General features: G+C 55.3%; 17 protein-coding genes. 6 read left to right on the top strand and 11 right to left on the bottom strand.

Features of this window, described 5'->3' with window-relative positions; translation table 11 throughout:
• Positions 1-133: 133 nt before the first annotated feature.
• Positions 134-538: an acyl-CoA thioesterase gene (locus tag CPA50_RS17775; protein WP_096783883.1), complete on the top strand. Its 405-nt coding sequence runs from the start codon at positions 134-136 to the stop codon at positions 536-538.
• Here CPA50_RS17775 and CPA50_RS17770 read toward each other — a convergent pair whose 3' ends face one another.
• Together CPA50_RS17770 and CPA50_RS17765 are read right to left on the bottom strand one after the other, a co-directional pair.
• Entirely contained in the window at positions 539-1336 is a 798-nt protein-coding gene (locus CPA50_RS17770) for an ABC transporter permease (RefSeq protein WP_096783882.1), read from the bottom strand.
• Positions 1323-1931 carry an ATP-binding cassette domain-containing protein gene (locus CPA50_RS17765; protein WP_096784009.1) on the bottom strand — a complete coding sequence of 203 codons (609 nt, stop codon included), beginning with the start codon at positions 1929-1931 and terminating at the stop codon, positions 1323-1325. Before CPA50_RS17765 ends, CPA50_RS17770 begins: the two co-directional genes overlap by 14 nt.
• A gap of 255 nt (positions 1932-2186) precedes the next feature.
• On the opposite strand from CPA50_RS17765, the gene CPA50_RS17760 reads away from it, so the two are divergent.
• Positions 2187-2789 (top strand): hypothetical protein, encoded by a 603-nt coding sequence (locus CPA50_RS17760; RefSeq protein ID WP_227519718.1) that lies wholly within the window; start codon positions 2187-2189, stop codon positions 2787-2789.
• Positions 2790-2802: 13 nt separating this feature from the next.
• On the opposite strand, the gene arsJ is transcribed toward CPA50_RS17760, so the two are convergent.
• From arsJ to CPA50_RS17745, 3 genes are read right to left on the bottom strand one after another with little or no spacing between them, the layout of a single operon-like run.
• Positions 2803-3996, bottom strand: a complete 1194-nt coding sequence (gene arsJ / locus CPA50_RS17755; protein WP_096783881.1) for an organoarsenical effux MFS transporter ArsJ — start codon at positions 3994-3996, stop codon at positions 2803-2805.
• Between the two features lies 1 nt (position 3997).
• Positions 3998-5002 carry an ArsJ-associated glyceraldehyde-3-phosphate dehydrogenase gene (locus CPA50_RS17750; RefSeq protein ID WP_096783880.1) on the bottom strand — a complete coding sequence of 335 codons (1005 nt, stop codon included), beginning with the start codon at positions 5000-5002 and terminating at the stop codon, positions 3998-4000.
• A 45-nt stretch (positions 5003-5047) separates the two neighbouring features.
• Positions 5048-5812 carry a metalloregulator ArsR/SmtB family transcription factor gene (locus CPA50_RS17745; RefSeq protein ID WP_096783879.1) on the bottom strand — a complete coding sequence of 255 codons (765 nt, stop codon included), beginning with the start codon at positions 5810-5812 and terminating at the stop codon, positions 5048-5050.
• 155 nt (positions 5813-5967) lie between these two features.
• Between CPA50_RS17745 and arsH the strand changes: the two genes are divergently transcribed.
• The 3 genes from arsH (at position 5968) to CPA50_RS17730 (ending at position 8694) form a co-directional block, all read left to right on the top strand.
• Positions 5968-6684 (top strand): arsenical resistance protein ArsH, encoded by a 717-nt coding sequence (gene arsH, locus CPA50_RS17740; protein ID WP_096783878.1) that lies wholly within the window; start codon positions 5968-5970, stop codon positions 6682-6684.
• A 10-nt stretch (positions 6685-6694) separates the two neighbouring features.
• Positions 6695-7765 (top strand): ACR3 family arsenite efflux transporter, encoded by a 1071-nt coding sequence (gene arsB, locus CPA50_RS17735; protein WP_096783877.1) that lies wholly within the window; start codon positions 6695-6697, stop codon positions 7763-7765.
• Between the two features lie 131 nt (positions 7766-7896).
• Positions 7897-8694, top strand: coding sequence for an undecaprenyl-diphosphate phosphatase (locus tag CPA50_RS17730; protein ID WP_096783876.1), 798 nt, complete (start codon positions 7897-7899; stop codon positions 8692-8694).
• A gap of 31 nt (positions 8695-8725) precedes the next feature.
• Here CPA50_RS17730 and CPA50_RS17725 read toward each other — a convergent pair whose 3' ends face one another.
• From CPA50_RS17725 to CPA50_RS17700, 5 genes are all read right to left on the bottom strand, one after another.
• Positions 8726-9148: an ArsR/SmtB family transcription factor gene (locus CPA50_RS17725; RefSeq protein ID WP_096783875.1), complete on the bottom strand. Its 423-nt coding sequence runs from the start codon at positions 9146-9148 to the stop codon at positions 8726-8728.
• 321 nt (positions 9149-9469) lie between these two features.
• The gene (locus CPA50_RS17715) at positions 9470-10261 is read right to left on the bottom strand and encodes a type 1 glutamine amidotransferase (RefSeq protein WP_179397261.1); all 792 of its coding nucleotides are present in this window, start codon (positions 10259-10261) and stop codon (positions 9470-9472) included.
• Positions 10248-11330, bottom strand: a complete 1083-nt coding sequence (locus CPA50_RS17710; protein ID WP_096783872.1) for a permease — start codon at positions 11328-11330, stop codon at positions 10248-10250. The genes CPA50_RS17715 and CPA50_RS17710 overlap by 14 nt, the downstream gene beginning before the upstream one ends.
• A gap of 116 nt (positions 11331-11446) precedes the next feature.
• Positions 11447-13612: a DNA helicase II gene (uvrD, locus tag CPA50_RS17705; protein WP_096783871.1), complete on the bottom strand. Its 2166-nt coding sequence runs from the start codon at positions 13610-13612 to the stop codon at positions 11447-11449.
• A 131-nt stretch (positions 13613-13743) separates the two neighbouring features.
• On the bottom strand, positions 13744-15198 hold the full coding sequence (locus CPA50_RS17700; RefSeq protein WP_096783870.1) for an NAD-dependent succinate-semialdehyde dehydrogenase: 1455 nt from the start codon (positions 15196-15198) through the stop codon (positions 13744-13746).
• 172 nt (positions 15199-15370) lie between these two features.
• Between CPA50_RS17700 and CPA50_RS17695 the strand changes: the two genes are divergently transcribed.
• Positions 15371-16384: a histone deacetylase family protein gene (locus CPA50_RS17695; protein WP_096783869.1), complete on the top strand. Its 1014-nt coding sequence runs from the start codon at positions 15371-15373 to the stop codon at positions 16382-16384.
• A gap of 4 nt (positions 16385-16388) precedes the next feature.
• Here CPA50_RS17695 and thiI read toward each other — a convergent pair whose 3' ends face one another.
• Positions 16389-17843 (bottom strand): tRNA uracil 4-sulfurtransferase ThiI, encoded by a 1455-nt coding sequence (gene thiI, locus CPA50_RS17690; RefSeq protein ID WP_096783868.1) that lies wholly within the window; start codon positions 17841-17843, stop codon positions 16389-16391.
• Positions 17844-17860: the final 17 nt, after the last annotated feature.

Raw genomic sequence — 17860 nt, 5'->3', positions numbered from 1 at the left:
CTAAGAGCGCCACATGACAACTTTGTTACAACTGATGAAATATAGACGTCATTGCTCAAATTTCCTTGCAGAGCGCCACCAGCCCGTTACCATGCTAGGAAAATAATTCAAGAACTGATAAAAGGCTCCCTCCATGACTGCGTATGACGATGACAAACCCAAACCCCGTGGCGATCTGGTCCTTCAGATTGTTCCCCTGCCTCAAGACACCAACGCCAATGGCGATGTGTTTGCGGGCTGGCTTGTAAAACAGATGGATATTGCCGCTGCCACTATGGCCGGGCGAATTTCTCTGGGCCGCAATGCCACAGTGGCTATGGACCGGATGGAGTTTCTCTCACCACTGAGGGTAGGATCTCAAGTCGGGTGCTACTGCGAACTGGTAGATATCGGCCGCAGCTCCATGAAAATCAATGTCGAAGTCTGGACCCTTGACCGTACCGCCAAAAACCCGCGCAAGGTTACCGAAGGCCGGTTTGTGTACGTTGCAATCGATGAACAGGGCCGCATCCGGGAAGTACCAGAGCAGCATCAGTAATCAGGGCTTCAGCAGCCGGTCCAGGCGCAGGCGTTCCCTCTCGTCAAACAGTCGCCGGCTGCCCCAACTGACAGCCATCACAGCACCAAACCCGGTGCCTGCGGTGATGATCAGCATTACCAGAATCTGGTATTTCACCGCCACCGCTGGTGGGCTACCCGCCAGGATCTGCCCCGTCATCATACCTGGCAGGCTGACGATGCCAGCAGCAGCCATGGCGTTAATTGATGGCATCATACCGCTGCGCATGGATTCGCGGCGGATGTCTTCCAGTGCCTCTTGCCAGGTCTGACCCAGCATCAACCGGCTCTCGATCACCGCCCGTTGCCTCCAGACTGATTCGTTCAACCGGTCCAGAGCCAGACTGATACCGGTCAGATTATTTCCCAGCATCATACCCAGCAACGGAATGGCGTACTGCGGCGCGTACCAGGGCTCAGGGCCAATCACCACGATCAGCGCCATCACGGTCACGGTGAATGACGAAATAAACATCGCTCCGGCACCGATCCCGAATGCCCACCAGCCCCGCAGTCGCCTGCCCTGACGGACCACTACTTCCCTTCCTGCAACCAACAGCATGATCAGTGCCATCAGTGCAATCCAGTAAAATGCCGACGAAGCAAAGAGCGCTTCCAGCACCAGAGCGATCAAAGCCAACTGGATGATGGTACGCACCGTGGCTGTTAACAGACTGCGGGCAATACCCAGACGGGAAAGGTGGCTGGTGGCTGCCAGCGCCAGAATCAGTAGAGTCGCCAGCCCCAGCTTCCACCAGGCAAGATCAATCACTTCCATGATCAGGCTCCAGTCCGGTTCCTGCTATCCGTAGGTGTGCATCCGCCACGCGGCCAATCTGAGCCAGGTCGTGGGCCACCCACAAGGTGGCAAGCTGCCGGCGATGAATCTCATCAAGCAACCAGTTTTCAATACTAACTGTAGCATCGCCATCCAGATTGGCCGTGGGTTCATCCAGCAGCAGGGCCCGGGGTTCCAGAGTCAAAGCCCGCCATAATGCCAGGCGCTGCCGTTCACCAGATGACAGCCGGCTGACCGACCAATCCATCACGTCAGGTGGAAAACCCAGGGCCGGCGGCAGCCTGTCACCGGCCCCATCAGAAAAGTGCTCTCCCACCCTGTCAAACCACCACTGACTGTCAGCGGGAACCATCATCACCTGGCTGCGCCACTGGTGGGCAGAGACGGCGAGCTGATCTGTGCCATCAAGGGAAATCCGGCCGCTGTGGGGTTCCAGATCGGCAATCGCTCGCAACAACCGGCTTTTTCCACTGCCAGAAGGCCCGGACACGCAAACCACCTGGCCGTCAGGCACAGCCAGAGATACCCGGTCCAGCCGGCCAATGCAGACATTTTCCAGCCGCAGTCCTTTCAAAAGCAGATCACCAGTTCCTCTCCAGGCCAATGCAACGCTTGGCGCCGGCACTCATAATCCATCCGGGTTCGGGCATGACACATCTCTTATGTTTGGCTTTCCACCAGGAGCAACCCACAGCCCTGATCAGGGCACGAATGCCCATGGCTATTGGCAAGGCCCCGCAGAATCTGTAATGGTTACACCATTACATCCATCTTGCCAGCAACCAGTCATCGAGCGATGGGCCCTATGAACGTTCAAGGATTAAGTGCAGTGATAGTCGCCCTGACTATGGCGGCTTCCCCCGCAGCAGCTGAGATTGGCATCTCTCCGTTTGCAGGTTTTCGCATGGGTAGTTCGGTGGATATTGAATCCGCCGGTGCCGGTACGGACAGTGAGATCCGCTTCAGGGACTCCGTCAGTCAGGGCCTGGTGATAAATTTTGATCTGCCCGAAGCCGGCAAACAGGGAGAAATCTACTTCGGACGCCAGAGCACATCTGCCCGGCTCAGCGATGGCCTGTTTGCACCGGATACCCGGTCAATTGACCTCACCATCTACCAACTCCAGTTCGGTGGCCTTTACTTTCCCGGAGGTAAAACCAGTGGCGGGTTCATCTCCGGAGTTTTCGGCGTTACCCGGCTGGAACCGGACAGCCCGGAGTTTGAGACCCACCACCGTGCCGCCCTGTCGCTGGGTGGCGGCTATCAGTTTTTGCTGAATGACAAACTGCGGCTAAGGCTCGACTTACGCGGTATTTACACTGCCCTGAACTCCGGTGGTTCCGTGTTCTGCTCCGGTGGTTGCGAGCTCAGATACAACAGCGACGGGTACCTTCAGGTTGAAGCTGGCGCCGGTATAGTGCTGCGCTTCTGACACCTTCCCACCGTCAGACAGCGGCTTCATGCCTGCGGGGGAGCATCAGCGACAGTAACGCGGCCGTGGCCAGCAACCCCGCAGAAATCCACAGGCAAGCCACCAGCCCGTAGACCTGATAAACCCAGCCTGACAGGATTGTCCCGAGAAGGCGGCCTGCGGCGTTGGACATATAGTAAAAACCCACATCCAGAGACACACCATCCCCCCTTGCGTAGCTGATAATCAGATAGCTGTGCAAGGAGGAATTGACAGCAAACAGTACACCAAAGAGCAGCAGGCCGCCGACAACCACGTACCTGGGCGACCAGCCCAGCATCAGGCCAGTTGCAATCGCAGCAGGGACCAACGTGAGCGCCGCGGCCCAGAGCACTGCGGGCCCCTTACTCTCCATATTCCCGGTAATACGTGGAGCAATCGTCTGAATGGCGCCATAACCGATCACCCATGAGGCCATGAACCCACCAACTTTCCAGAAATCCCAGCCAAACACCGTATGGAGATAGACCGGCAGGGCCACCACGAACCAGACGTCCCGGGCACCGAACAGAAACATCCGCGCAGCGGACAGCACGTTGATAGCACGGCTTTTTGACAGAATCTCACTGAACTTCGGCCTGGCGTTGCTCTTGCCCAGTTCCTGCCTGAGCAGAAACAGACTCGCCAGCCAGACCAGGCCCAAAACCACTGCCATGATGATCACAGCACCAGTAAAGCCAGCTGACATCAGCAACACGCCGCCCAGAAAGAACCCGACGCCTTTCAGAGTGTTCTTCGAACCCGTAAGAATCGCTACCCACTTGTAGAGCCGGTCCTGCTCGCCTTCCGGCACCAGAAGCTTGATTCCGCTTTTCGCGGACATCTTGTTCAGGTCTTTGGCAATACCCGACATGGCCTGAGCCGCCATCACCCAGGGCACGGTCAGCATGGCAACAGGAACTGCGAGCATCGCCAAAGCCAGAATCTGCAAAAACAACCCAAGGTTCATGGTGCGGTTAAGGCCAATTCGCGCACCCAGGTACCCTCCCACCAGATTCGTCACCACCCCGAAAAATTCATAGAAAATGAACAGCAAGGCAATTTCCAGCGGCGAGTACCCCAACTGGTGGAAGTGCAGAACCACCAGCATCCGCAAGGCACCATCCGTCAGGGTAAAAGCCCAGTAATTACCGGTAATCACAAGGTACTGACGGACGGAAGCAGACATATCAGGCAGAACCCACCTTACGCGCCAGTTCCACCGTGCGATTGGCGTAACCCCATTCGTTATCGTACCAGGCGTAGATCTTTACCTGGGTTCCGTTAACCACCAGGGTAGAAAGAGCATCAACAATGGACGATCGCGGATCAGTTTTGTAGTCGATGGACACCAGTGGGCGCTCCTCGTAACCCAGAATATCCCGGAGTTCGCCCTCAGAAGCCTCTTTCAGAAGCCGGTTTACTGTGTCGCGATCCGTAGACGTCTCCACTTCAAATACGCAGTCGGTCAGCGAGGCATTGGTTAAAGGTACCCGCACTGCATGCCCGTCCAGCCGGCCTTTCAGCTCCGGGAAAATCTCGATAATTGCGGTGGCAGAACCTGTACTCGTGGGGATCAACGAACTGCCACAGGCCCGGGCACGGCGGAGGTCCTTGTGGGGGGCGTCCAGGATGGTCTGAGTGTTGGTCAGGCTATGGATCGTAGTGATAGAGCCATGTTTGATGCCAAGCTTCTCATGAATGACTTTGACGACAGGCGCCAGACAGTTAGTGGTACAGGATGCAGCGGTAACTATGCGGTCACTGGCCGGGTCGAAAATGTGTTCGTTCACGCCCAGTACGATATTTCTGGCCCCCTCTTCCTTCACCGGGGCGGTGACCACTACGCGCTTCACCCCCTGATCCAGGTATGCCTGCAACACAGCTACCGTCTTGTTCACACCACTGGCTTCAATCACCAGATCGCAGCCAGACCAGTCAGTGTCACCAATAGCCCTGTTGTGGGTGACACTTATCCGCTTGCCGCCAATCATCATCTCACCGCCACTGGCTTCGGCCTCACAGTTCCAGCGACCGTGAACACTGTCAAAGTTCAGCAGGTGTGCCAGAGTGTGGCTGTCGGCTCCCGGATCATTGATGGCAACAAATTCCAGCTCCGGCCACCCCCAGGCAGCCCGCAAAGCCAGGCGTCCTATGCGGCCAAATCCATTAATGCCTACTTTGATCTTGTTCATGGCGATCTCCTCGTAAGATTTTTAGTCTGCGTATACGATTCATGATCAGGGGCATAATGCTGCCGGCCGCTCAGCCATAGCCTGCAACCGAACCAGCGGCGTCTCGATCAGCACAGGATTGCTCTGTGCAGTTTCATCCAGAACCCGCGACACCCAGGCTGGAAGCCGGGGGTTCAGATAATAATAGACCCATTGGCCACGACGCTCCGTTTCGACCAGCCCCGCATCCCGCAAAGTGGCCAGGTGACGGCTGATTTTCGGCTGGGCCACTCCGAATGCCTCTGTCAGTTCACATACACAAAGCTTGTTCTGATCCCGGATCAGCAGCAGGGCCGCCAGACGCAACTCATCGCCCAAAACCTTGAAAATAGTCACAGGGTCATAAGTTTTGGGCTTCATGCCGGTTTCTTTCTGATGCACCAGAGTGAACAGGCCTATACGCTCTTTAAGCTCTTTCAGTGTCAGAACAAAAGTGGCATGGCGGTTACTGGCGGCGGGATCCGGAAAGTCCCAGGCAATCTGTTGGGCACCCTGGCTGAATGCCACACATTCCCTGGCAGCTTTTTCACAAAGAGTGATCACGTAATCCCAGCGTTCATTCTGAAACTCCACCAGTGCCTTGCTGCGCAATCCCTCAGTGGAAATTCCGGCTTCCGTCAGAACCTGCAAAGCCAGGGGATGGGGCCCGGCAGGCTGAGTGCCAGCGCTGGCTACTTCAAACTGGTCTCCCGCCATGTGCCTCAGTAAGGCTTCGGCCATCAATGAGCGGGCGCTGTTCGCTGTGCAGATGAACAGAACTTTCCTCTTCATATAAATTTCCGCATATTCGAATTGCCATATATTCGTTTTTTGCGATAATAGGTGCGGAAGGTTACAAAGTAAAGACAGCAATATGACAGCCACAACAAAGACCAGCATCGAAAGCACTCGGCTTAATCTTATTTTTCAGGAATCGAAACCGCACTATGAAGCTGACAGAACTCCCTAACATCACCGCCGACCTGTTCCAGGCCCCGAGCGCAGAGCATGTATTCGAAACTGCGCCCTCAAGCCACGCACCACGCATTCTGCTGTTGTACGGTTCGCTCCGTGAACGCTCCTTCAGCCGCCTGGCAGTTGAGGAAGCAGCCCGTTTGCTGGAAGCCATGGGCGCAGAAACACGCATCTTCGATCCTCGCGGCTTGCCATTGGCTGATGCCGAGGAGGATTCGCACCCCAAAGTTCAGGAACTGCGGAATCTGGCTCAGTGGGCGGAAGGTATGGTGTGGTGCTCCCCGGAACGCCACGGCGCCATGACCGGTATCATGAAAACCCAGATAGACTGGATTCCCTTGTCTATGGGCGCCGTTCGCCCCACCCAGGGCAAGGCCCTGGCGGTGATGCAGGTGTGTGGTGGCTCCCAGTCTTTCAATGTAGTCAATCAGTTACGGGTACTGGGGCGGTGGATGAGAATGGTGACCATCCCGAACCAGTCATCAATACCTAAAGCCTTCATGGAGTTTGATGACAACAACCGAATGAAGCCGTCGCCTTACTACGACCGCATCGTGGATGTCATGGAAGAACTGGTTAAGTTTACCCTGCTGGTCCGTGATCGCAGCGACTACCTGACGGACCGCTACTCCGAACGCAAAGAAAGCGCAGAAGATCTGTCAAAACGCGTAAACCAGCGATCCATCTGAGAGAAAAGCGATGAACAGCAAGACCAATGTCACTCCCGTTGACAGCTCCTCCGGCGGAATGGGCCTGTTTGAGCGCTACCTGAGCGTTTGGGTGGGGCTGGCCATAGCTGTTGGCGTGGCTCTGGGCCAGCTGGCACCCTCGGTACCCGAAATACTCTCCCGCTTCGAATACGCTCAGGTATCCATCCCTATCGCGATTCTGATCTGGGCCATGATATTCCCGATGATGGCCCAGATTGATTTCACTTCCATCGTGAACGTGAGGAAAGAACCCAAAGGCCTGCTCATCACCACTGTGGTGAACTGGCTGGTCAAACCTTTCACCATGTTCGCCATCGCCTGGTTCTTCCTGAAGGTGGTGTTCGAGCCATTAATTGCACCGCAACTGGCAAACGAATACCTGGCTGGCGCCATCTTGTTAGGTGCTGCCCCCTGCACGGCCATGGTCTTTGTCTGGAGTTATCTGACCAGGGGGGACGCCGCCTATACCCTGGTACAGGTGTCCCTGAACGACATTATCATGCTGTTTGCCTTTGCGCCCATTGTGGTGTTTCTGCTCGGTATCTCCGACATTCAGGTTCCCTGGGATACGGTGATCCTGTCGGTGGTGTTGTACATAGTGATACCCTTGGCCGCCGGTTACCTGACCCGCCGCTCACTGATCGCCAGCCATGGTCAGCAATGGTATGACGACGTGTTCCTGAAACGCCTCAGCCCGATTACCCCGGCGGCACTGATTATCACATTGGTACTATTGTTTGCCTTCCAGGGCGAGGTGATCCTGAATAACCCTCTGCACATTGTGCTGATTGCAGTGCCGCTAATCATCCAGACCTTCCTGATCTTCTTCCTGGCTTACGGTTGGGCCCGGCTATGGAAAGTTCGCCACTGCATCGCAGCTCCCGGAGCCATGATCGGTGCCAGCAACTTCTTTGAGTTGGCAGTGGCGGCCGCTATTGCGCTGTTCGGCCTGCAGTCCGGTGCCGCACTGGCAACGGTGGTAGGAGTTCTGGTTGAAGTACCTTTAATGCTGGTTCTGGTACGCATTGCCAATAACACCCGGGATAAATTCCTGTCGTAGCCTCCTGTTCTCCGGCCCAGGCTTCCATGGCCGGCCGGGGAACTGTTCAGCCAACGGCCACCCTGCTAATATCCCGCTCATCTTTCTTATCATCCTGAACAGCAATCGCTGATCCAGACGGAACCCATACTATGGATTTCTATCAGGCCCTTTTCCTTGGCCTCCTTCAGGGATTGACCGAATTTCTACCCATCTCCAGCTCTGCCCACCTGATTCTGACCCCGGCGTTTTTTGGCTGGACTGATCAGGGTGTAGGCTTTGACCTTTCGGTGCACATTGGAACCCTGCTGGCGGTTGTATTGTATTTCCGCCGTGATGTTTTCAGCATAGCCCGAGACGGTCTGATCTCCGCTGCCCGGCGCAAAATCATCGGTCAGGGCGCACTGGCCTGGTACCTGGTCATAGGCACCATCCCCGCCGGCCTTGCTGGCCTCGCGCTACTGGACATGATCGACAACGAACTGCGGGCAGTAGAAGTCATTTTCTTCACAACCCTGATTTTCGGCTTACTCCTGGGTATTGCAGACTGGCTACCCAAACGCCAACGCGCCATGGATACCCTTAACTGGAAAGATGCTGTGCTGGTCGGCATCGCCCAGGCCATGGCCCTGGTACCCGGCACTTCCCGTTCCGGCGTTACCATCACCGCCGGTCTGTTCCTTGGCATGAGTCGTGAAACCGCGTCCCGGTTCTCGTTCTTGCTGGCCATCCCCATCATCGTACTGGCATCGGGAGTAAAATTACTGGAAGTCGCAACGTCAGACATCATTGTCGACTGGAATGGTTTTCTGATTGGCGGGGTAACATCATTCCTGATGGCCATTACAGCTATCCACTTCTTCCTGAAGTGGCTTAACAAGGTGGGCATGTGGCCTTATGTTATCTACCGCATTGCTCTGGCCGGGGTTATTTACGCAGTTCTGATGTGAGCTTTGACCTCATGCCGGGCACCCGTCAGCGTCATGCGTCGCCGCTTTCGCTGAGGCCCTGGCGTTCAATAATATCGGCCCATTCGGTACTGTCCGGCCCGACCACACATTGCCCGCCCTCACGCAGCTCAAGACGCAGGTGGCATTTCCTGATTTCGGCGTCCAACTCCTGCTCGGGAATACTTTTCACCGCCGCCAGCAATTTCATATGGAAAGGAGACCCTACGCGATTAAGGGTATAGAAAACCCACTTTCCTTCTTTCTGTGCGGTCAGCAGCCCCGCTTTTTGAAGAATCTTCAGGTTCCGCGAAACGTTGTAATGGGTTTCGCCCAGAACATCCATTGCTTCGGCAACACAAATTCGCTCGTCGATATGCACTAACAGCCAGAAAAGCCGCAAGCGATTCGTGTCCGAAATAGCCTTTAACGCATCGGTATAACAGGCATCTATCATTCTATTTCCAAACCTCCGTTGGTCTGGATCTTAAGTGATTACTACCAGGCCGGCAATCAGGAACACGGCAACCACCCTGTTCAGGCGATTTTCGGTGTTGGCCGAGTCCTTTCAGCATCAGAACAACTCCTATACAGAACACCAGCCCGGAATGGCAGCCATGGAAGATCAATTCCGCTTTACTGGCACCAGTAAACAAGGCGATCCAAAAAAAGGGGCAGAAAAGTCCCAGCAGTGCGATAGAAAAACCAGGTCTGGCAGACGAGGGTAGTCTGCGCCCCCTGACCACCCGCCATAAATGTGTGTAGGCGCATAGATTTGCTAAAACCTGCCTGACTTTTCCCACGCTTCCCTCCCCGTCGCGTTGATCCCCAGTAAAAAATGATTCAGCAACTGGCAGGTTACGTCACCATCGTCAGAGTCCCGCATTCCCCTGCGAGCCTGAGCCAGTGTTTTTCCATCGAACTTGGCTTCGGCTACATTCAGAAACTGGTGAAAAAAATCACCCGTAAACTCCGGGTGTCCCTGAATGGTCAGAACCCTGCCTGTATGACGCATCAGGTAATAAGGACAGAACTTACTGCCGCCCAGAAGCTCAAAACCCTCAGCCGGCGTAACGACCTGGTCACGGTGCATTGCGTAGAGAGCAACAGGCCTTGAATCGGGGAGCCCGGCTATCCGCTGGTACAGGTGTACCGGGTAGATTCCCAACCCCCAGCCTGCAGCACGTTCAACGTGGCCTCCCAAAGCCTGATGAATCATCTGGTGGCCGAAGCAGATCCCCAACAGTCGCCGGTGCGCGCTATGTGCGCCCCGAATGAAACGTCCCAGCCGCTCAATCCAGCGTTCACGGTCAAACACGCTGGCAGGACTGCCACTTACCAGATAGGCATCAGCGTCCCGAACGTCATCTGGCAGTTCACCTTTCCATGCCCGCCAGGTCCTGATTTCAGCTCCCGGGTTGTCGAGCCGGAGCCGTTTGACCAGACACTGGGTGTAGTCACCAAATCTCGATTGCAGGGCGTCATGAACATCTCCGCACAACAACAGGCCGACACGAGCCGGCCGTTGTTGTGCGCCTTGCCAGCGGCCAGGGTTTCTAGAAGACAACACTGAAAACAACCCCACCGACGATGGCGAGTGTGATGACGGTAATCACAAAAGCCACCACCGCTCTGGGCTTGAGCACGGAAGAAATAATTGCGATTTCAGGCAAGCTGGCACCTGTCCCACCGATCAGCAATGCCATGGCAGCCCCCATCCCCATACCTTTGGCAATGAGCACCTGCAGCAAGGGAAGAGCCATCTCGATACGCAGATACAGGGGCACGCCAATGCCGGCAGCTACGGGGATGGCGTACCAGCTGTCTGCACCAATGTATTGCTCGACGATTTCCGCAGGGAGAAAGGCTGCGGACAGGGCGCTGATCACGGCACCAATCAATACATAGGGAATAATTTTCTTGAACAGTGCCCAGGCGAAGCGCATAGCCAGTTTCATTCGTTCTTTGTGCGCCACGGTGGCGGTACTGGTGAAGGGGGCGCAGGCGGTGGCTATACATTCATCCAGTTGTCCTGACGGCGGCTCTATTGCCATTGCCTCTGCACTGCAGCTGGGCATGGCAGTTGCGCTGCACGCTGTCGCGGCGGGAGCCGGGGCAGAACAGGCGGATACGGGTGCTGACGCTGAGCAGGCAGAGGCCGGCGTGCTGCCACACCCGCTTGCGCTTGTGGGAACTTCCTCAATACGGCGGACGGCATTTTTCAAGGGCGTCCAGCCAATGACGTAGCCCGCCAGTATGGCGCCACCCAGAGTCAGTGCCAGGTAGACAAGCGCCACTTGCCAGCCAAACACCGCAACAATAAGGCCAACAACAACAAAATTACACAGAGGGGCGGAAATCAGAAACCCGAACACCATGCCCATGGATGCCCGCATTTCGATCATCCCCATTACCACTGGCACCATGGATGCACTACAAAATGGTGTGAGCGTTCCCAGTAAGGCGCCAACCAGAGGGCCTCGCTTTTCATTCCTGGCCAGTTTTTTCTGCAGTTTTTCCTGGGGAATGTATTCCCGGATGATGCCTGTCAGAACCGCAACCACGGCAATAATGAGAACCAGAGCACCGCCCACATGCAGTAACTCATCCAGGGCGACCGCCCAGCTATTCTTGTCCATAACCTTTCCTTCAATAACGTAAAATGATCGTTACATGCACATATGCACATTTATGCGTTTGTGCACATTAAACGATCAAACAACGCCTGACAAGAAAAAATCACGTTCAATACACGCTAGCAGGCCTCCAAAGGCGCATACGCAAGAACAAGCCACTTGGCCCCTTCATCGAAGTTCACCTGCACCCGCGTATGGTGCCCGCTGCCTTCGGCGTTCAAAACTATACCTTCACCGAATTTCGGATGCCGAACCCGCTGGCCCAGACTGAAACCGGACTGTTTTGCGGAATCCTGGCTGAACAGGCCTTCATTTGGTCGCTCAAGCATTGCCGGACGGGTGACCGTATTACGTAACCGCACTTCCTGCAGGCAGTCGCCAGGAATTTCCCGTACAAACCTCGATAAAGCGTGGAATTTCTCCTGACCGTATAGCCTGCGGGACTCGGCATAAGTAATCACCAGCTTCTTCATGGCCCGGGTGATGCCTACGTAGGCCAACCGACGCTCTTCCTCCATCCGCCCCGGTTCTTCCAGGGACATACTGTGTGGGAACAACCCCTCTTCAACACCGGCCAGAAACACCAGCGGGAACTCCAGGCCTTTTGCAGAATGCAGAGTCATCAGCTGAACACTGTCTTCATGATCCCCTGCCTGGGATTCACCGGCATCCAGCGCCGCCTGGGCGATAAACTCGGAGAGGGGGTCAACACCAGGCTCTACTTCAAAATCCGCCAGCGCATTAACCAGCTCCTCAAGGTTTTCAACCCGGGCCTGGGCTTTCTCTCCTTTTTCACTGGCGTGGTAATCCTTCAAACCACTGGCTTCAATGGTCTGCTTCATAAGACTTTGAAGCGATGCATCCTCGGCCATGGCCGATAATTCCTCAATGATGCCGATAAACGCCTGCAAGCCGGTTTTCGCCCGCCCCTTGACCTGTCCGGCTTCCAATAGCCGCTCCGCCGATTCCCAGAGGGATATGCTCTGGCTACTGGCATAGGCTCGCAGGTCCGCCATGCTCTTGGCCCCGATTCCCCGGGCCGGTATGTTCACCACTCGTTCGAATGCTGCGTCATCACGGCGATAATGCACCAGCCTCAGATAAGCCAGGGCATTACGGATTTCCTGACGGTCGTAAAAGCGCAGGCCTCCGTATACCCGGTACGGGATACCCTGACGCATCAGGGACTCTTCAAGTACCCGGGACTGAGCATTGGAGCGGTACAGAATGGCCGATTCGCTGCGCAGATTGCCTTCGTTAACCCAGGCCGAGATGCTGTCGGCAATGTAGTTGGCCTCATCCTGCTCGTTGAACGCGGCATAGAGGCTGATGGGTTCACCTTCAGCACCGTCTGTCCAGAGCTCCTTGCCCAGCCGGCCCTGGTTGTTGGCAATCACTGAGTTGGCAGCTTTCAGAATCAACTGAGTGGAACGGTAGTTCTGCTCCAGCCGCACAAGCCGGGAATTGGGGAAGTCCCGCTGGTATTGCTGGATATTCTCGATTTTTGCCCCACGCCAGCCGTATATGGACTGGTCATCGTCTCCCACCACAGTTAACGGAACCCGGTTGCTGGCCAGCACCTGCAGCCAGGCGTACTGAATGGTATTGGTGTCCTGAAACTCGTCCACCAGAATATGCTGAAAACGTTGCTGATAATGGCTCAGTATTTCCGGACGGTGCAGCCATAACTCATGGGAACGGAGCAGCAGCTCACCAAAATCAACCAGGCCACTCTGCTGACAAAGCTGCTCATAACGGCGATACACCTTCAGCATCGTAGACGTAAAGTGATCACCAGGGTTTTCCTGAATATGGTCTGCCCTCAAGCCTTCATCTTTCTGACTGCTGATAAACCACTGAGCCTGCCTGGGCGGGAACTGGCTTTCATCAATCTGTGACTCCCGCATCACCCTCTTGACCATCCGCAGTTGGTCATCACTGTCCAGCACCTGAAAGTTCTCTGGTAATCCGGCATCTTTCCAGTGCGCTCTCAGCAACCTGTGGGCTATACCATGGAAAGTGCCAAACCAGAGGCCCCGACTTGGAATGTTCATCATCTCTTCGATGCGGTAACGCATCTCTTTAGCGGCTTTGTTGGTAAAAGTAACCGCCAGAATTCCCGTAGGTGGGACACGATCTACCTGCATCAGCCAGGCAATCCGGTGCACCAGAACCCGGGTTTTACCGCTCCCGGCCCCGGCCAGCACCAGCAAATGATCGTTCTGGGCCGTAACCGCTTCACGCTGGGCATCATTCAGGGAATCGATAATGTGAGAGACATCCATAGGGAACACTTTCGCTACTGGTTAAATGAACAGGTTGGAAGTATATCAGCCTTGATGAAGGCCTGCTTTCCTGCACAGAAATCAAAGAAGGCGAGCCGTAGCTCGCCTTCTTTGATTAAACCTCCGGGGTATCAGAATCCGCGGGGCACAGTCTGCGCTTCAACAAATTCAAACAGACCGTCATGCCCGCCTTCACGGCCGATTCCCGAAGCCTTCATGCCGCCAAACGGGGCCTCCGGCGTTGGCCCTGTGCCGGTATTCCAGCCCACATGGCCAAATCGCAGACCGGCGGCGACTCTCTGAGCTCGCTCCACATCAGCGGTAAACACATAGGAAGCCAAGCCAAACTCGGTATCGTTGCCAGCGTCAATGACTTCGGCCTCAGTCCGGAAGCTTGCCATAGGCACCAAGGGCCCGAAGGTTTCTTCCCGGAAGCAGTACATATCCCGCGTTACGCCAGAAATAACCGTCGGCGGGAAGAACAGGTGCCCTTCACCCAGATCGCCTGGCTGTTTGCCAGCAACCAGTGAAGCTCCCTTGTTGAGCGCATCTTCCAGATGACGCTTCACCTTGTCGAATCCCGCCTTGTTAATCAGGGGGCCAAGATCCACATCGCCGGCAATTCCATCGCCTACGGTCATTTTGTTCACGCGTTCTGCGAGTTTCTTACCAAAGGTATCTATAACCGCCTCGTGCACAAAAATCCGGTTGGCACATACGCAGGTCTGTCCGCCACCACGGAATTTATTGGCAATCAGATTGTCGGCTGCGGCGTCCAGATCCGCATCGTCAAACACGATAAACGGAGCGTTTCCACCCAGTTCCAGAGCCAGTTTCTTAATTTGCTCAGCAGTATCCACAACCAGTTTCCGGCCCACTTCCGTGGATCCGGTAAAGCTCAACATGGGCACATCCGGGCTTTCACACAGAACCTTACCGATTACACTGGCCTTGCCCATCACCAGATTTACCATACCCTCAGGCAGGTTGACGTGTTTATCCATCAGCTTGAAAAGAGCAATCATGGTCAGCGGCGTTTCGCTGGCCGGCTTGATCACGGAAGGACAGCCTGCCGCGAGAGCCGCTGAGAGTTTTTTGGCAATCATGCCAATCGGGAAATTCCAGGGTGTGATCAACCCGGTAACGCCGATTGGCCGGTAATGTACGGTCCAGCTGCAATCCTTGGGGCTTTCCGGAAGCGTGTGAGCGTCCAGCGCCTGAATGTGTTTCGAACAGTAGTCAAAAAATCCTGCAGCGTAATCGACCTCCCCCTGAGCTTCATTCAGTGGCTTGCCATGCTCCAGGCATAGAATCCGGCCGACTTCATCCTTGTTCGCCCTGAGCGCATCACGGATATCCTCAAGCCACTTTTTACGGGTTTCGATAGAGTAAGGGCTGGTCAGTCGCAGTGCAGATTTACCTGCATCGACCGCAGCCCAGACCTCGCCTTCAGACATGGAGGCAACCTGTGCAATTACCTTGCCCGTTGCGGGGTTATAAACATCAAAGGTGCGGCCCTGTTCGTTGTCAGTCCAGCGACCGCCGATGTAGCCAGTCAGCTTCTCCAGCAATGGTGACTCGATCATTTCGGCTCCTATACTGTAAGTAACGGCACCCGATAAGGTGCACTATTGCGTCGGTTGAATATGTCTTCCATAGTGGATGCTGAATCTCTACCTGTAAAGTCGGTGAACCGGCTTTTGACCATCCTCCGTCGGCGCCTATACTCGGAGAACCAGAAATTCAGGAGTTCGGATAATGAAAGCATTTTTCCATCCCGCTCAAGACAAGCATACGCCCCTCACCTATTTTACCAGGGGCCAGATGCGCCAGCCTCAGGAGGTGCCAGATCGCACCAGTCAGATGCTGGAAGGCCTGAAAAAAACCGGCATCCCGGTACTGCAACCTTCTGATCACGGGGCAGGGCCGATTTCCAGAGTGCACGATCTGGGGTATCTGCGATTCCTTGAGTCAGCTCACCGCCGCTGGAAGGAAATGGACGACTGGGGTGAGGAAGTGATGTCCAATATTTTTGTCCGCTCTCCGAATCATCTGACGGGGGTTCTCGCAGAAGCTGCCCGATACCAGTCAGACGGCAGCAGCCCCATCGGAGAGCACACATGGCACGCAGCTTACTGGTCGGCCCAGACGGCCCTTGGTGCTGCTGATGCACTGATGGCAGGTGATCGCACTGCCTACGCTGTCTGCCGGCCCCCAGGTCATCACGCCCGCAAGGATTCAGCTGGCGGTTTCTGCTATCTCAATAATGCGGCTATTGCTGCCGAGCACATGAAATCCCGCTTTCCCCGACTGGTCATTCTGGATACAGACATGCACCACGGCCAGGGCATTCAGGAAATCTTCTACGACCGCAGCGATGTGCTCTATATCTCCATTCACGGCGACCCGACCAATTTCTATCCTGTCGTTACCGGGTTTGAAAATGAGCGCGGCGAAGGCGAAGGGTATGGTTACAACATCAACCTGCCAATGCCCCACGGTTCATCCGAAGAAGATTTTTTCGGGAAGCTTGATGAGGCCATGGCAGCTATCCGGCTTTTTCAGCCAGATGCACTGATTCTGACTCTGGGTTTCGATATTTATAAAGACGACCCCCAGGCCAAGGTATCGGTTTCCTCTGAAGGTTTCTCTCGCCTCAGCACCCGTATGCGTCAGCTAGGCTTGCCGATGCTGGTGGTTCAGGAAGGCGGCTACGATCTGGATATGCTGAGTGAGAACGTTCAGCAATTCTTCAAAGGACTGGCCGGCTGACGTTTTATGAACCGGGCGCGTAAACCTTGATGTTTCCGTGCCCTTCAGCCTTCAGATTTACAGCATGCATGCGACTCATGGTGCCGCGGTCGCAATACAGCAAATATTGCCGGTTGGCGGGGAGCTCCTGCATCTTCCGGCTCAGTTCGTAAAACGGAATCGTCAGAATCTCGTTGCCCGTGAGTTGCAGCGGAGACTGCTCGCCTTCTGCCGGGTGGCGCACGTCAATAATGACATCCCTGACGCCCGGCGTTTTTACCAGATCTACATCCTCTGGCGTTGTCGTGGTTTCCAGCAGTTCACTGACGGGTGTTTCTTCACGAGCCTCAATGGCACGGACTAAAACCTCGGGGTCCATGGCCGCCTCATCTTCCTCCACCCGGTGCAGGCGGGCCCGGGTTGCGGGCTTCTGGGATATCACTCCACAGTACTCGGGCATAGTACGAGCGTAAGATTCTGTACCAATTTCCCGGGCAATACCGATGATGGTTTCCTTGTCCATGACAATCAAGGGCCGCAGAACTACCTCATCACTCGCCCGGTCCACTACGTTCAGATTGGTCAGGGTCTGGCTCGACACCTGGCCCGCAGCATCACCCGTCACCAGCGCGGAAGCATTGTTATTCCGCGCAATTTCACTGGCCGCCTTCAGCATCTGCCGCTTCAGCACCACACCCCAGTGCCGATGACTGACGGATCCCATGATTTCTTCCACCACACCATCAAAAGGCACGGAAATAAACTTTGCGCCGTGAGAGGCTCCGTAGCGATCCCACAGATAGTGAACCACCTGCCGAACACCCACCTCGTGGGCCACACCACCCAGGTTGAAAAACAGGAAGTGGCTGCGTATGCCCCGTCGCAACATCAGGTAAGCAGCTACTGAAGAATCGTAACCTCCTGACATCAATGTCAGTACGTTCTCGGCACTACCCAGAGGATAACCGCCCAGGCCACTGTGCCTGCGGTGGGCAATGTGGAACTGATCATCCCGTACTTCGATACGAACCAGCACTTCAGGTGACTTCAAATCGACACGGGCACCTGGAGATGCCTGCAACAGAGCAGCACCTACCGAACGCTCCAGATCAATTGAGCGAAAATCATGTTTACCATTGCGCCGGACCCGGACAGCAAAGGTTTTGCCGTCGAGACGACCTGTATAGGCTGCAGCGGTTTTGTCTGCTACATCATCAAGACTGAGAAACGGAAACGCCACAATTTCCTGAATGGTGGAAATACCGGGAATACGTAAAAGCGCATCAACCACCGGCCCCTCCAGACTTCTGCTTTCGGGAACATCCACGTCCACCCTGTCCCAGCTACCATCCACAATAATTTCGGGATCCAGGCGAGCCAGAAGTTTACGGACATTCTGGCGCAAATGACGCATCTGTTGCCGACGAACAGGCTTGCTCTTGATTGCAACTTCCGGGGCAGGACGAATAAGCAGTTTCATAAATCGGCGTTTTGTCG

The organism is Marinobacter sp. ANT_B65 (genome assembly GCF_002407605.1).
Lineage (GTDB): Bacteria > Pseudomonadota > Gammaproteobacteria > Pseudomonadales > Oleiphilaceae > Marinobacter.
Note: the sequence above shows the minus strand (reverse complement) of the source record. Positions and strands in the feature narration are given on the sequence as shown.

Bases quoted from the DNA above. Each gene is read 5' to 3' on its own strand.
- CPA50_RS17775 (WP_096783883.1), top strand. From the start codon at position 134: ATGACTGCGTATGACGATGACAAACCCAAACCCCGTGGCGATCTGGTC.
- CPA50_RS17770 (WP_096783882.1), bottom strand. From the start codon at position 1,336: ATGGAAGTGATTGATCTTGCCTGGTGGAAGCTGGGGCTGGCGACTCTA.
- arsJ (WP_096783881.1), bottom strand. From the start codon at position 3,996: ATGTCTGCTTCCGTCCGTCAGTACCTTGTGATTACCGGTAATTACTGG.
- CPA50_RS17750 (WP_096783880.1), bottom strand. From the start codon at position 5,002: ATGAACAAGATCAAAGTAGGCATTAATGGATTTGGCCGCATAGGACGC.
- CPA50_RS17745 (WP_096783879.1), bottom strand. From the start codon at position 5,812: ATGAAGAGGAAAGTTCTGTTCATCTGCACAGCGAACAGCGCCCGCTCA.
- arsH (WP_096783878.1), top strand. From the start codon at position 5,968: ATGAAGCTGACAGAACTCCCTAACATCACCGCCGACCTGTTCCAGGCC.
- arsB (WP_096783877.1), top strand. From the start codon at position 6,695: ATGAACAGCAAGACCAATGTCACTCCCGTTGACAGCTCCTCCGGCGGA.
- CPA50_RS17730 (WP_096783876.1), top strand. From the start codon at position 7,897: ATGGATTTCTATCAGGCCCTTTTCCTTGGCCTCCTTCAGGGATTGACC.
- CPA50_RS17725 (WP_096783875.1), bottom strand. From the start codon at position 9,148: ATGATAGATGCCTGTTATACCGATGCGTTAAAGGCTATTTCGGACACG.
- CPA50_RS17710 (WP_096783872.1), bottom strand. From the start codon at position 11,330: ATGGACAAGAATAGCTGGGCGGTCGCCCTGGATGAGTTACTGCATGTG.
- uvrD (WP_096783871.1), bottom strand. From the start codon at position 13,612: ATGGATGTCTCTCACATTATCGATTCCCTGAATGATGCCCAGCGTGAA.
- CPA50_RS17700 (WP_096783870.1), bottom strand. From the start codon at position 15,198: ATGATCGAGTCACCATTGCTGGAGAAGCTGACTGGCTACATCGGCGGT.
- CPA50_RS17695 (WP_096783869.1), top strand. From the start codon at position 15,371: ATGAAAGCATTTTTCCATCCCGCTCAAGACAAGCATACGCCCCTCACC.
- thiI (WP_096783868.1), bottom strand. From the start codon at position 17,843: ATGAAACTGCTTATTCGTCCTGCCCCGGAAGTTGCAATCAAGAGCAAG.